Source organism: Leptolyngbya sp. FACHB-36 (genome assembly GCF_014695955.1).
Classification (GTDB): domain Bacteria; phylum Cyanobacteriota; class Cyanobacteriia; order Leptolyngbyales; family Leptolyngbyaceae; genus FACHB-36.
In genome coordinates this window covers 1-13,406 of the sequence record NZ_JACJPG010000666.1, presented here as the reverse complement: position 1 = coordinate 13,406, position 13,406 = coordinate 1, and the positions used below count along the sequence as shown (strand labels likewise).

Sequence of the window (13,406 nt, the reverse complement as noted above, 5' to 3'; positions counted from 1 at the left end):
GTATTCATCGTGTCGTCAGACGTAAACTATTTATTCTCTGACGATTGAACTAGACATTTGTTCACGCGGTCAGCTAGCCAGCCACTCGCACGGCTGTGCCGCTGGCAGACACCATCAGCATCGTGCCGCCGTTTTCGATGCTAATTGTTTCGTAGTCTAAATCAATCCCGATGACGGCGTTTGCCCCAGCCGCGGCGGCTTCCTGGATCATCTCTTGAATCGCGGTTTCGCGTGCCTGACGCAGCGATCGCTCATAGCCTGCCGATCGTCCGCCGACAATATCACGGATACCCGCAAAAAAGTCCCGAAAGATATTGGTGCCCAAAATCGCTTCACCACAAACAATGCCGTGGTAGCTGAGAATCTGCTTACCCTCGATCGTCGCGGACGTTGTCACAATCATCCTAAAAGTCCTCTGTATCACCGTTCTGCTGCCGCTATGCTACACGATCGGGCGACGGCTTGTTCACGGATGCTTGTTTAGGTAGTATTGCCTGAAGGAAGGGGCGCATGGGTTGAGCGGTAATGGTAATATTTGCATTACAAGCCAGAGGAGCGTTTGTCGAATCCTGCACGATTCCCCGTTGTCCTGGTAGACAACCTGCACCTCATGCAGTTGGGGGTGACGCGTAAGGGGCTGAGTCTGCTCCCTCGAACCTGTCCCTCCGTCGAGTGGCTGGATCGCTATCACTGAAAAAATGTGGAAGGAACTGGCATTCTTCTTGCTTGAGCGTTCATGATGGTCAGTAGCCAGAAGTTCTTGTTTTACTGCTGCCTGTGCAACCTCAAAAAGCCCACAAGATTGACCTCACGCAGGATTATCCCTGTCCCTGTCGTCGCAAGGGACAATTAAGCCCGATCGCCCTGACTGAAGCCTTCGGCTGTAATCGCTGTCAGCAGATTTTCGTGGTCGAAGACAACGGACACGTGCTGGAGCAGTTATCAACTAGCTACCCCTACAAACGGTCGTGGCGGTGGACTGGGCATCAGTGGCGCATTGTCAAAGCAGGATTGGGAGAAAGCTACTTACCGATCGCGCTGGGAATTACTCTGGTGCTGCTGAGCATTTGGCTGCCGCTGGCGCTAAACTCCCCCGCCAATTCTGGAATTTTGCTGTGGGCGATCGTGGCGCTGCTGCTGGCTGTGCTGCCAGCCCTGATGGTTCTGCTCGCGTATCGGCGTTAGCCCAATGGAATCGTTCAGCCTGTCCCCAGACCCTACAGTGGCGGTCCAGCGCGCCTACCGCGCCTCGATTGACTTAGCAACCACAAAAGGAGTGCTGCGGAGTCAAACTGTGCAAGCAATGGCGCTGGCGCTCAAGCGCCAGCAGAACGAAATTCTGGAGGCAAATACGCTCGACCTAGAAGCGAGTCGAGACATGGCAGTGCCCGATCTGATTCTGGAATGGTTGAAGCTAACTCCGGAACGGATTCAAACGACCGTACAGCTTTTGCAGCGGCTGAGCGAACTGCCCGACCCGATCGGTCGTGTGATGACAGCGGCCTACCCTGTCGAAAACTGTCAGACCTACTCGCAACTAATGCCACTGGGCGTGATTGCCTTGATCTACGAGGCGTTTCCAGAACTGGGGGCGATCGCGGCGGGACTCTGCATTAAAACGGGTAACTGCTTGATTCTACGGGGCGGCAGCGAAGCCAGCTACTCTAACCTGGCGATCGCTCAAGCGCTGGCGGGGGCGATTGAGGAAGTCGGGCTGCCGCTGGACTGCTTTCAAGCGCTTCCCTCCGACCAAGGCGCATCGGTGCGGGACTTGGTGATGCAGGATCAATACCTGAATCTGATTATTCCCTACGGACGCCCTAACCTGGTCCAGCAGGTGTTTCGTCAGGCAACGGCTCCGGTTCTAAGGACAGCTCTGGGCAACTGTTACCTCTACTGGTCGCCGTCAGGTAGCCTGGATGCCGTGCGCTGGATGATCTTGGATAGCCACCAGAGCGACCCTGATCCCGTGAACGCGATCGAAAAGGTCCTGATTCATCGCAGTCAAAACCCCTCCTCCCTGACAATGCTGTGGAAAACGCTGCGGGAAAAGGGGTTTGAGGTGCGGGGCGATGCCGAGCTTGTGGCAGATTTTCCAGAATTGCAGCTGACCGAAGAGTCCGACTGGCGGCAGGCGTATCTGGCAAAAATTGTCGCTTTTAAGGTAGTGGACAGCCTAGAAGCGGCGATCGCTTGGATTAATCTCTACAGCAATGGGCACGCCGATTGCCTCGTCACGGAGTCTTACCAAGAAAGCCGTCAGTTTGCCCTTGGCATCAACAGCGCCTCCACATACATCAACGCTTCGCCGCGCTTCTCGCGTAATCCAAACCGAGGCGACTCGATTTTTCTCGGCATGTCCAATCAGAAAGGACTGCGACGGGGACTAATTAGCATGGAAACCCTGACGACCACGAAGCATATTGTGCAAGGAACGGGACAGTTTTAGAGAATTATGAGTTACGAATTCAAAATTCGTAACTCATAATTCATCGTTATTCCTTCTCTGCTAGTTTAACTTTCGTTGCTAATCCCAGCGTCTGAAGCAGTTGAATCGTCATCCACGTCAGGTCAATCTCCCACCACTGCAAGCCGTGGCGGGCAGAGTGTTGGTAAGCGTGGTGGTTGTTGTGCCAGCCTTCGCCGTAGGTCAGGAGAGCAACCCACCAGCAGTTTGTGGAGCGATCGCCCGATTCATGACTGCGGTAGCCAAACAGATGGGTAGCGCTATTCACCAGCCAGGTGCAGTGAAACACAGCGACCATTCGGACGAATATGCCCCAAACAACAAACGGCCAACCACCAATCAGGTAAAGGATGAGTCCTAAAACAACTTGAATCGGAGCAAAGTATTTTTGTAAAAACTGATAGACCGGATCGTCGCCAATATCTCGTGTGAAACGAGCAACCTGGCTCTGCGCGGGAAGCTCATGCAGCATCCAGCCTACGTGACTCCACCAAAAGCCTTTGTTGGAATCATGGGGATCAGGCTCCGTATCTGAGTGAAGGTGGTGAATACGGTGCATTCCCACCCAGTCGATCGGTCCTCCCTGCATTGATAATGTTCCGCAGAAGGCAAAAAAGTACTCCAACAATTTAGGAACTTGAAAACTTCGATGGGTAATGAGGCGATGGAAGCCCAGCGTGATTCCTAAACCGCCTGTAACCCAGTGAAGAAAAAGCATCACACCGACAGCTGACCAGCTAAACGTTCCTGGTAGGAACGCAGTGAGCGCGGCTAGATGGAAGGCTATCATGGCAGCAACAATGCCCCAGTCTAGCTTCAGTTTGTTATCAGAAGTTGCAACAGTCATTCATTCGATCTCAATGTGGATTAGAGTGCTTGATCTGCGCGACAATAGACCTCGCTCATTCCAGAGACGTGAACGCTGGGGCAGGCGGCGTGCAACTACAGCGCAACCTGGACGCCTAGCGAATCCCAAAAGAGAACGAGGCAATTGATGAACAGTGTAGAACTGTTAAGCGAAGCAGAACAGGCACTATTTCCTATTTTTTCGCGTATTGATGCAGAGGTCAAGAGGCACTTGCGGCGAGTTCTCGCTGCCTTTCGTCAGCATCGGGTTGGAACCCACCATTTCGCGGGGGTTAGCGGCTACGGACACGATGATCTAGGGCGGCAAGTGTTGGATCAAGTGTTTGCGGAAGTGATGGGTGCCGAGGCGGCGTCGGTGCGCGTCCAATTTGTGTCGGGAACGCACGCGATCGCCTGCGCCCTCTACGGCATCCTGCGCCCCGGCGACGAACTACTGGCAGTGGCAGGACCTCCCTATGACACGCTGGAAGAGGTGATCGGCGTGCGGGGATCGCAGCAGGGATCGCTAGCAGAGTTCGGTATTCGCTACCGGGAACTGGCGCTGACCCCAGAAGGAATGATCGACTGGCACGGACTGGCGCAGGCAGTTCGACCAGAGACTCGCCTTGTGTTGATTCAGCGTTCTTGCGGCTACTCGTGGCGTCCAAGCTTATCCATTGGCGACATCGAGAAAATTGTCCATCTCGTGAAGCAGCAGAATCCCGATACCGTGTGTTTTGTGGACAACTGCTATGGCGAATTTGTTGCCGATCGTGAACCCACGGCAGTCGGAGCCGATTTGATGGCAGGGTCGCTAATCAAAAATCCGGGTGGAACGATCGTCACCGCAGGCGGCTACGTTGCGGGACGCGCCGATTTAGTCGAAGCTGCCACCTGTCGCCTGACGGCACCGGGAATTGGCAGCGCGGGTGGCGCGACGTTTGACCAAAATCGTCTGCTGTTTCAGGGCTTGTTTCTGGCTCCGCAGATGGTGGGTGAAGCGATGAAGGGCAATCACCTAACAGCGTACGTCTTTGACAAGCTGGGCTATGCCGTCAATCCAGGTCCGCTGGAGCCACGACGGGATGTGATCCAGGCAATCAAGCTGGGATCGCCAGAGAAAATTATTGCGTTCTGCCGATCGATTCAGCAGCATTCGCCGATCGGCTCCTACCTTGACCCGGTTCCAGCGGAGATGCCCGGATACGAAAGCCGCCTCGTGATGGCGGGCGGCACGTTCATTGACGGTAGCACGTCGGAGTTTTCGGCGGATGGTCCGCTGCGGGAGCCGTATGTCGTGTTTTGTCAGGGCGGCACCCACTGGACTCACGTGGCGATCGCGCTGGAGGCCGCGATCGCGGCAGTAGAAGCAAGATAGGAGCAATCCGCCGCTTAGATGCCGAGCCGTTGATAAATTTGGTCCAGATTCTTCAGATGATGCTGAGGATCGAAACACGCTTCGATTTCCTCAGACGACAGCGTTTCGGTGACGCGAGGATCGTGAGCGATCCTCGCATGAAAATTGCCGTCTTCGGTGTTCCAGGCTGCGTGCGCGTTCGACTGGACGATCGCATACGCCTCCTCGCGCTTCAAGCCCTTTTCTACCAGCGCCAGCATCACCCGCTGACTGAACACGACGCCACCATAGACGTTCATATTTCGCGCCATGTTTTCCGGGTAGACCAGCAGGTTTTGCACCAAATCGGTGATTTCCACCAGCATGAAGTGCGTCAGGATGCAGGCATCGGGCAGCATTACCCGCTCCACGGAGCTGTGGGAAATATCCCGCTCGTGCCACAGCGCCACGTTTTCTAGCGCGGTTCCGGCATAGCCGCGAATCATCCGCGCCAGTCCGGTGAGACGCTCCGATCGGATCGGATTGCGCTTGTGCGGCATGGCAGAGGAGCCTTTTTGCCCTTTGGAAAAATATTCCTCGACTTCTAGAACGTCGGTGCGCTGGAGATTGCGGATCTCGACCGCGAAGCGCTCGATCGACGCCGCCAGTAGCGCCAGTCCATTCATGAACTCGGCGTGGCGATCCCGAGAGATCACCTGCGTCGAGGCGGTGTCAGGTTCGAGTCCAAGCGCTTGGCAGGCGATGGCTTCAATCCGGGGATCAATATTGGCGTAGGTGCCGACTGCGCCAGAGATTTTTCCGACCGCGACTGAGCGGTGCAAACGACAGAGGCGATCGCGGTGACGAAGCACTTCCGCCAGCCAGCCAGCGAGCTTAAAGCCAAACGTGATCGGCTCCGCATGAATTCCGTGCGATCGACCAATCATTACGGTGTCGCGGTGCTGCTGTGCCTGATAGCGGAGTGCCTGAATCAGCGCTTCGAGCTGCGCCATAATTACATCCAGGCTGGCGACGAGTTGCAGCGACAGGGCCGTGTCGATCATGTCGGAACTGGTCATGCCGAGATGAATGTATCGTCCGGCATCGCCAACGTACTCGTTGACGTTGGTGAGAAAGGCAATGACATCGTGCTTGACTTCTTTCTCAATTTCCAGCACGCGCTGCGGGTCAAAGTTCGCTTTGGCTTTTATCTCTTCGACTGCCTCAGCGGGAATGTAGCCAAGCTCTGCCTGCGCCTCGCACACGGCAATCTCGACCTGAAGCCAAGTTCGCAGCTTGTAGGTTTCGGTCCACAGTTCGCCCAGTTCGGGCAGGGTATAGCGCTCAATCAAAGCTATGTCGCACAACACAACTGCTTCATTGTACATCTGCCGATCGATCATCTAGACAGCTTCATCGCTAACTCAACTACTTAGTAAGCCAATTAATACACTGAGTTACCGGAGATGTATCGAATGCAAACGCTTGGTTTAGAGAAGTTACATCTTCCTAAAGATAGAATTTGTCTGAGGCAGACGGGGTATATTGCCTTTGTCGACGATGCGTAACAAGGCTAGCGGTTGCAGTATGCAAGGTGAAACTCGGTCTCTCATTGGGATGGGCTTGTTTGTGGGAGCAAGCTTAGCGTGCTTAACATTCCTGATTGAAAAGCCAGTGCAGCGTTCAAATTACTGGATTGAGCCGTTGCAAAGCCCCTCGCCCGCTGTTTCGTTTGCAGCGAATCAACGATTTCAACCAGCAATCAGTCGCGCGGCGACCCGACTAGAGGTTCACCTCAGTCGTCGTCAGGCTGTGCTGTATGAGGGTAACGTTGTCGTCAAGCGCTACAGAATTGGTGTTGGTCGCCCCGGATGGGAAACACCGATCGGTACCTTCCGCATCACGCAGAAACAGCGCAACCCAACCTGGATCAGTCCGTTCACCCAGGAGTCAATTTCACCGACCGATCCCAGAAATCCTCTAGGCGGCTATTGGATCGGTTTCTGGACCGACGGTAACAACTGGATCGGCTTCCACGGCACTCTCAATGCTGCCACGGTTGGACAAGCTGCCTCGCACGGTTGCCTACACATGCACCAGCAAGATTTGCAAGAGTTGTTCACTCAGGTCAATTTGGGAACCCCAGTTGAGGTGTTGCAGTAAGCTAGCTCTGGGATAAACGAAACTCAACGTGCTGGACCACGCAGTGTTGGGAATGATTATCGATCGGGCGATCGTAATTAAAATACCTTAGTTACACTGTTAGCTTTTTAGCCTTACCCAGGAGCTTAGATGCAGCAGTCAGACGATGCAAATACGCCAAAAACATTGAGCCGAGAACAACGTTGGGAAATCGTACGAACGTTGCTCCAACGCAGCAACCTGCGTGACGAAGCAAAACAGGCATTTCGCCAAGCTTATCCCAATGCACCAGAGGAAATGCTGGAAGCGGCTGCGTTTCACACGTATGGTGATGGGATCGGAGCCGCAATAGACTGGTTAGTTGATCTAGAGCTGTTTCTACGTGAACCTGGTCGCAAACTTGCGATCGGCGCTACGTATCACGTGTTGTATCACCTCTACAATTGGTATCAGTTCAGTGAATTGCTTCCAGATGGAAAAGCAGGCGTATTGCAACGTCTTCAGGAAATTAGGGAATTGGTTGCAGATAGAGATGTGGAGGCAATTCTTACAACAGTTGAAGAGTTAGAAGCAATGTTTAAAGGTGGACGAAACCCTCCTAATTTCTCAACTGAGTGACGCCTTGTTTAATGCCTGTTGTAAATCCAACAGCAAAACATTAAGAACTGCGCCTTGATAGGGTTGAATGACCAGATACTTAGCAATATTGCGGATTGTTTGCCGATAGTGTGGTGGTAACACTTGGGCTTCCGCTAGAGAGAGTTCCTGTAGGACGGGTAATTCATCGACTAAAATGCCGCATCGCTCACCCGTTTGTGACCAAACAATCATCGTGTACTGCCGCAATTTCAATCTCTGTTCCACTCCAGAAGACGAATTCGTAGCGTTACGAGTTAGAAGTTGATGGAGGTCTAATCGAACGAGTGGATGGTTATCCCATACCGTTAAGTTACCGCGTTCGCTGCCCCCCAAATCAGAGGATGGAATGACCTTGAGAACTGTGGTTGCTGGAAGCGCCAACCAATGATCTGCAACTTTGAACAGGGTGGCTTTACAAGACTCTACTAAAGGAGCCGAGTTGGCTTGAAGCGACATTGAAAGGGCAGTATCCATAAACAGCTCCACTGCTAAAAATTTCGATTAAACAGGTTGTTCAAGCAATCGATCGACCGCCGCAACCAGATCGTTGTGGTCATAGGGTTTAGTGAAGTAGGCTGCTGCACCTAATTCCAAAGCAATTTGACGGTGCTTTGCACTGCTTCGAGAAGTGAGCATCACAACAGGAGTTTTCGCCAAAACGGGATCTCGTTGGACTTGACCCAAAAACTCAAATCCATTCAAATTTGGCATCTCAATATCGCAGACAACCAAATTGATAGCGGTATGTTGACGCAATTGAGTTAGCGCTTCTAGCCCATCTCCTGCTTGGAAAACCTCGTAACCAACCCGCTCAAACACAAGGGCAAGATGTCGTCGAATGGTAAACGAATCATCAACCACGAGTACTGCCTTGGATTGGGCTCGCTTAAAGGGGCTACCCTGACCTGCTAGCTGGCGAGCCGCCGTCGATCGCATCGGCGCAGGCAGGAGTTGATCCAATTGTGCAGCGGGTGATGCTTCTGACGGCGAGGGGTGTTCTGTCAGGAATTCCACTTCTGTTGTAAGCTGCATCAGCACCTCAACATCGATCGCTAGCGCCGAACGACTGCTGCCCAAAATACAGCAACCGTAGACGTAAGGAGGAGGAGCGATCGCGGCTCCCAAAGAGCGGGTGACCAATTCTTGTTCTCCCAACACGTCGTCGACCATTAATGCCCGACGACCATAAATGGTTTGCAGCAGAAGTACGGGGGCAGCCTCCGCTTGATCGAGCACAATTTGCTTGCTGCGTAAGGAGGTTGATTGAATTTTAGAAGTGGCGGCTGAACCTAACCGAGAGCTGAGATCAGAGTAATTAACTAACTCCGATAGCACATATACGGGCACCATGAATTCTTCGGGTCCGTGCTGCCAGCGAAGCACCAGTTGTTCCCCACTTGAGATGTGAAATTGCTCAGGTGTAGGAATAATGATTTGTTCAACGCGCTCAACGGGTAAGGCGTACGCAAATCCCTGCGCTTGGCAAACAAGCAGTTTCGTCGTGGTCAGCGACAGGGGAATTTTGAGCGAGAACGTGGTGCCCTGCTGAGGAGCCGTGCTGACCGCGATCGAGCCATTCATCGACTGAAGCTGACTGTTGACCACGTCTAACCCAACGCCGCGACCGGAAAGCTCGCTTAGCTCCGTCACCGTTGAAAATCCTGGTTGAAACAGCACATCCAGCAGTTGAGATTCTGGCATGGTGCTGACCTGTTCGTGGGTGATGAGATTTAGCTCGATCGCCCGTTGAGCAACCTGCTGAAGATTAATGCCGCGCCCATCATCTTTGACCTCAATTACCGTTTGATTGCCCTGTTGGTTTGCCCGAATCTCAATTTTGCCGATCGGGGGCTTACCCTGCGACTGCCGCGCCTCTGACGGTTCAATTCCGTGATCAAAGGCATTGCGGATTAAATGTAATAACGGGTCATACAGCCGCTCAGTGATCGCTTTATCCACCAATACGTGAGTTCCGCTGAGAATTAACTCCACCTGTTTGCCGTGCGCGTCTGCAAGCTGCTGGAGCAGACGGGGAAAGCGGTTCAGCAGGTCTCGTAGCGGTCGCATTCGCAGTGAGGTGAGATCATCCCGAACCTGAACCAGCAATCGCCGCTCTGCCTCTAGCGATCGTCTGGATTGTTTCGTGACTTGATCTACCCCTTCGGCAGTTTCATCAAGCTGGACGGTTTCGTTTAATGCCGATCGCACCAGCACCCGCAGGTCGCTATAGCGCTCCATTTCCAAGACATCAAACGTCGAAGTTAAGGGCGCAGCAGATGGCAACGCGGCTCCGACGGCAGACAGCGACGTAACTAGCCGACCCTGTTCAGCCTGCCCCATCAGCCGTTCTACGCAATCTTGCAGGCTGTACAGCGTTCGCTGATGCTGCTGTAGCGACGATCGCAACTCCTGCACCATTCCTCGTAGCTGCTGGTCTTGAGTGGTTTGTTTACTCTGGTTAATCAGCAGTTCACCCGCTAAATAATCCAGATGTTTGAGCTGTTCCACATCGACTCGTACAGGCTCAACCCGTGGCGGTTCAGCCGCCGATTCTGCCGAAGACGAAACCGAAATTCGGATGGGTTCCGATCGGATGGGTTCCGATCGGGGAAATTCAGGCGGTTCTATTGGAGTGGAGACAACCGGGGAGATGGAATAAGGGACTGATACTTCAGTGGGTGATGCTGCACTGTCTGCTTCTGGCTCTGTTTCTGGCTCTGAAGTCTCCCACGCGGCAGCCATTTCGCCAAAGACGTCATCCAGACTCAGCGACTCTGCGCTCGCGACTGGAACATCCGCTTTTACAGTCGTCTCCGACTGCACTGAGGCGGACTTAAGCAAGGACGTATGACCATTCTCCAATTCTGCGGAACTTTGAAGGTTCGCCTCGTCCAGCGTGGGAATCTGGGCGAATTGAAGGGGTATTTCAGCGCCAACTGTCGGAAACTGTTCGTCTGGCGCAGATGGGTTTGCTCCAACGCCTGCTAGAGCTTGCAGTGCTGCCGATGGAGTTCCGCCATGTGTTCGATCGCCCGCCAAAATTAGCGTCCGTCCCTGAACAAAATCAGCCAGCGCCAATTTAGCAATCTCCATGATTTGCTCTGGATGTGCCTCTAATGCCGCTAGGGTTGTTTGGGCGATCGCTCCAAATCCTGGCAAATTTAAGGACTCTGCTAATCCCAGAAAGATGTCAGCTTTTGTCCGTAATTCAGCGTCTACGGCTTGCAGATTTCTGGAGTCTAGCGCGTGCTCTAATTCTTGCAGCCGTTGCTGGACTCCCACCTCAAATAGCGACTGCACGACATCAAATCCGAGTTCTGCCGAATTGGGAATGGGTGCTTCACGATCAAAGCAGTCCCCCAATTTTTCCTGAAGTTGTGCAATGATCAGCGCTGCCCGATCGAGGAACTCCTGTTCTTCGGTGCGCTTGCCCATTAGCTCAGCCATCAAGGGAAAGCGCAAGCATTCGTATGCCTGAAACAGCAGCGACTCTACCTCCGCATCCACGACGACATCGGGATTGTAGAGCGCCTTAAAAATGTCTTCCAGGACGTGAGCAATTTGTTTGATCGTGTCTAGCTCAACGCTGGCGGCTGCGCCTTTAAGGGTATGAGCCGATCGCATGAGCCGATGCACTTTTGCAGGCGATCGATCGTCGCTCAAACTCAGCAAATCCTGCTCAATCCGCTGCAAAATATCCTGCGCTTCGGTCAGAAAGGCTGCGTAGCTTTCCTCATACAGAGTCGAGTCGAGTGTCATGGGAATGTGCCAATTTGAAAGTGATGCAAACGCAGAGGGTGTAGGGGCATGGCACAGCCACGCCCCTAGCGTGTCCTACTTGACCTTGAACTGCTTGACGCTGGCTTGCAACGCTTGTGACGTGTCAAGAAGCTCTTGCAAGAAGGTCGAGATATTGCGAGATTCCTCAAAGGTATCGCTGGCGATCGTCACCACATGACTCATCGTTTGAGTCACCGACTGAGACTGCTGCGTTTGCGCTTGAGTCGATTGGGTGATGCTCTGCACCAATCCTTGAATTTGTGCCGTCGCCGCGACGATCGCATTCAGCGTTTGCCGAGCTTCGTTGACTCGACTGGTGCCACCCACGACTTGTTCAATCCCCATATCCATTGCGGTTGCCACTGCCGTCGTCTCTGCCTGAATTTCCTGCACCAGCTTTTCGATGTCGGTGGTTGCCTCCGCTGACTGCTGCGCCAGTGAGCGGACTTCATCGGCAACAACCGCAAAGCCGCGTCCGTATTCACCTGCGCGAGTGGCTTCGATCGCCGCATTCAGCGCTAGAAGCTGGGTTTGGTTAGTAAAGTTGTTAATTAGGTTGACGACTTTGGAGATCTTCTGGGAGGACTCACTCAAGCGCTTAATTTTCTGAGTGGTTTCAGAAACGGTGGCTCGGATCGCCTGAATCCCTTCAACGGTCAGATTCATGGCAGCGTCGCCCTGCTGCACAATGTCATTGGCTTGCTGCACGGCGGCTTCCACCTGTCTGGCATTGTCTGCAACCGTTTGGGTTACTTGTCCCATCGACTGCACTTGCGTGAGCGCCTGAGTTAGCTCCTGTACGGCTTGCTGCGCCTGCTGGGAAAGCTGGGCGATCGCGGTTCTGCTACCTTCAGAGGTTTGGGCAACGCTATCGGTCGCGGTTTGCACCTGTACCACAATCCGTCGCAGGGATTGCAGGGTGTTGTTGTAGGCATCTGCTACCGTTCCGACTTCGTCTTCAGTAACAGGAGCGCGAACCGTCAAATCGCCTTGCAGCGCGGGTCGCACCGACGACAGCAGTTGAATTACGCCCTGCTGTAACGCTTCTTTGGCTGCCTTCTCCCGCTCTGCGGCTTCCGTCAGCTGCTGCGCTTGGGTTTGCACCTGTTCCAGATAGGTTGCCTGCTGCAACGCCACCCCTAGCTGGGCACCCAACTGAGCCATCAAGCTGACTTCGGCGTCTTCCCAGTGACGCGGACCTGAATTTTGATAGGCAGCCAGCAGTCCCCAAAGCTCCTCCCCAGTGAACACGGGCACAATCAGGTACGCTTTGATTTCGTATTGCTCCAGAATCTCAATGTGGCAGGGGGAATGCTCGGCTTTGTAAATGTCATCCACCGCGAAGCTTTCGTGGCTGCGGTAGCGACCGCCCTGTGTTTCTTGCAGGTAAGTGTCGTCCCAAACGGTTGTGGTTTCAGGACTGACAAATCGCATCCAGCCCGCGCCCACCGATTCAGCAATAAACTCACCGCCCCAGTTGGGGGTGAAGCGATACACTGCCACACGATCGACCTGAAGGAGCTGCCGTAGCTGCTGAGTCGTGGTGCCAAAGATGGTTTCCACATCTTTGGACAAGCGAATTTTGTCGATCAACGACTGCCCCACGCGATCGATGATTCGCAGAAAGTTGCGCTGGCGATCGGCGTATTTGACTAGCTCGGTCGATCGGGCTTGCAGTTGCGCCAGATATTCCGCTTGCTGAATTGCCACCCCTAGCTGGTCCGCCACTCGCATTAGCAGCTTGACTTCGGCTTCTTCCCAGTGGCGCGGACCGCTGTTGTGAAACGCCGACAGCAAGCCCCACAGCGTTTGTCCCTGGAAGATGGCGACGACCGCGCACGACGTCACTTCGTAGTATTCCAGTGCCTCAATATGGCAATCGGTGAGGGGACGCTTTGGCTTTTGCAGGTTAAACTTGCCGTCTTCCCAAATCGTTTCGCCAACGTGAATGTCGTCCACAACCAGCGGCAGATTTTGCCGGAACCGCCCGCCCTGATGCTCGTTCAGGTACGGATCTTCCCAACCGCTGCCCACAAGCTTGCGCCAGCCTCCGGCTTCTGATTCGGTAATAAAATCGCCAAAGTAGTCCTCGCGAAACTTGTAGATTGTGACGCGCTCGATGTTGCACAAACGTCGCACTTCTTGAGTCGTGGTGCTAAAGATGCTGTCCAAATCGGACACTTGGCGAATCTTGGT

Annotated in this window: 11 protein-coding genes; 5 read left to right on the top strand and 6 right to left on the bottom strand. The window is 53.7% G+C overall.

What is annotated here, in order from left to right:
* Positions 1–73: 73 nt before the first annotated feature.
* Positions 74–403: a heavy metal-binding domain-containing protein gene (locus tag H6F43_RS20870; RefSeq protein ID WP_190345091.1), complete on the bottom strand. Its 330-nt coding sequence runs from the start codon at positions 401–403 to the stop codon at positions 74–76.
* A 374-nt stretch (positions 404–777) separates the two neighbouring features.
* On the opposite strand from H6F43_RS20870, the gene H6F43_RS20865 reads away from it, so the two are divergent.
* Entirely contained in the window at positions 778–1,185 is a 408-nt protein-coding gene (locus tag H6F43_RS20865; RefSeq protein WP_190345089.1) for a hypothetical protein, read from the top strand.
* A 4-nt stretch (positions 1,186–1,189) separates the two neighbouring features.
* Entirely contained in the window at positions 1,190–2,449 is a 1,260-nt protein-coding gene (locus tag H6F43_RS20860; protein WP_190345087.1) for a glutamate-5-semialdehyde dehydrogenase, read from the top strand.
* 46 nt (positions 2,450–2,495) lie between these two features.
* Here the strand turns inward: H6F43_RS20860 and H6F43_RS20855 are convergent, their stop codons facing one another.
* Positions 2,496–3,314 carry an acyl-CoA desaturase gene (locus H6F43_RS20855; protein ID WP_190345085.1) on the bottom strand — a complete coding sequence of 273 codons (819 nt, stop codon included), beginning with the start codon at positions 3,312–3,314 and terminating at the stop codon, positions 2,496–2,498.
* 147 nt (positions 3,315–3,461) lie between these two features.
* On the opposite strand from H6F43_RS20855, the gene H6F43_RS20850 reads away from it, so the two are divergent.
* Entirely contained in the window at positions 3,462–4,691 is a 1,230-nt protein-coding gene (locus H6F43_RS20850; protein WP_190345083.1) for a methionine gamma-lyase family protein, read from the top strand.
* A 14-nt stretch (positions 4,692–4,705) separates the two neighbouring features.
* On the opposite strand, the gene purB is transcribed toward H6F43_RS20850, so the two are convergent.
* A complete protein-coding gene (gene purB, locus H6F43_RS20845; RefSeq protein ID WP_347272448.1) occupies positions 4,706–6,052 on the bottom strand; it encodes an adenylosuccinate lyase in 1,347 nt (448 codons plus the stop codon).
* A gap of 271 nt (positions 6,053–6,323) precedes the next feature.
* Between purB and H6F43_RS20840 the strand changes: the two genes are divergently transcribed.
* Together H6F43_RS20840 and H6F43_RS20835 are read left to right on the top strand one after the other, a co-directional pair.
* Positions 6,324–6,812, top strand: coding sequence for a L,D-transpeptidase (locus H6F43_RS20840; protein WP_206754593.1), 489 nt, complete (start codon positions 6,324–6,326; stop codon positions 6,810–6,812).
* Between the two features lie 129 nt (positions 6,813–6,941).
* Entirely contained in the window at positions 6,942–7,409 is a 468-nt protein-coding gene (locus H6F43_RS20835) for a hypothetical protein (protein WP_190345080.1), read from the top strand.
* Here the strand turns inward: H6F43_RS20835 and H6F43_RS20830 are convergent.
* From H6F43_RS20830 to H6F43_RS20820, 3 genes are all read right to left on the bottom strand, one after another.
* The gene (locus tag H6F43_RS20830) at positions 7,398–7,904 is read right to left on the bottom strand and encodes a chemotaxis protein CheW (RefSeq protein ID WP_190345078.1); all 507 of its coding nucleotides are present in this window, start codon (positions 7,902–7,904) and stop codon (positions 7,398–7,400) included. The two genes, H6F43_RS20835 and H6F43_RS20830, sit on opposite strands and share 12 nt — an antisense overlap.
* A 27-nt stretch (positions 7,905–7,931) precedes the next feature.
* Positions 7,932–11,189: a hybrid sensor histidine kinase/response regulator gene (locus H6F43_RS20825; RefSeq protein ID WP_190345076.1), complete on the bottom strand. Its 3,258-nt coding sequence runs from the start codon at positions 11,187–11,189 to the stop codon at positions 7,932–7,934.
* A 75-nt stretch (positions 11,190–11,264) separates the two neighbouring features.
* The coding region (locus H6F43_RS20820) for a GAF domain-containing protein (RefSeq protein WP_190345074.1) at positions 11,265–13,406 on the bottom strand (2,142 nt) is incomplete at its 5' end.

Bases quoted from the DNA above. Each gene is read 5' to 3' on its own strand.
- H6F43_RS20870 (WP_190345091.1), bottom strand. From the start codon at position 403: ATGATTGTGACAACGTCCGCGACGATCGAGGGTAAGCAGATTCTCAGC.
- H6F43_RS20860 (WP_190345087.1), top strand. From the start codon at position 1,190: ATGGAATCGTTCAGCCTGTCCCCAGACCCTACAGTGGCGGTCCAGCGC.
- H6F43_RS20855 (WP_190345085.1), bottom strand. From the start codon at position 3,314: ATGACTGTTGCAACTTCTGATAACAAACTGAAGCTAGACTGGGGCATT.
- H6F43_RS20850 (WP_190345083.1), top strand. From the start codon at position 3,462: ATGAACAGTGTAGAACTGTTAAGCGAAGCAGAACAGGCACTATTTCCT.
- purB (WP_347272448.1), bottom strand. From the start codon at position 6,052: ATGATCGATCGGCAGATGTACAATGAAGCAGTTGTGTTGTGCGACATA.
- H6F43_RS20835 (WP_190345080.1), top strand. From the start codon at position 6,942: ATGCAGCAGTCAGACGATGCAAATACGCCAAAAACATTGAGCCGAGAA.
- H6F43_RS20830 (WP_190345078.1), bottom strand. From the start codon at position 7,904: ATGGATACTGCCCTTTCAATGTCGCTTCAAGCCAACTCGGCTCCTTTA.
- H6F43_RS20825 (WP_190345076.1), bottom strand. From the start codon at position 11,189: ATGACACTCGACTCGACTCTGTATGAGGAAAGCTACGCAGCCTTTCTG.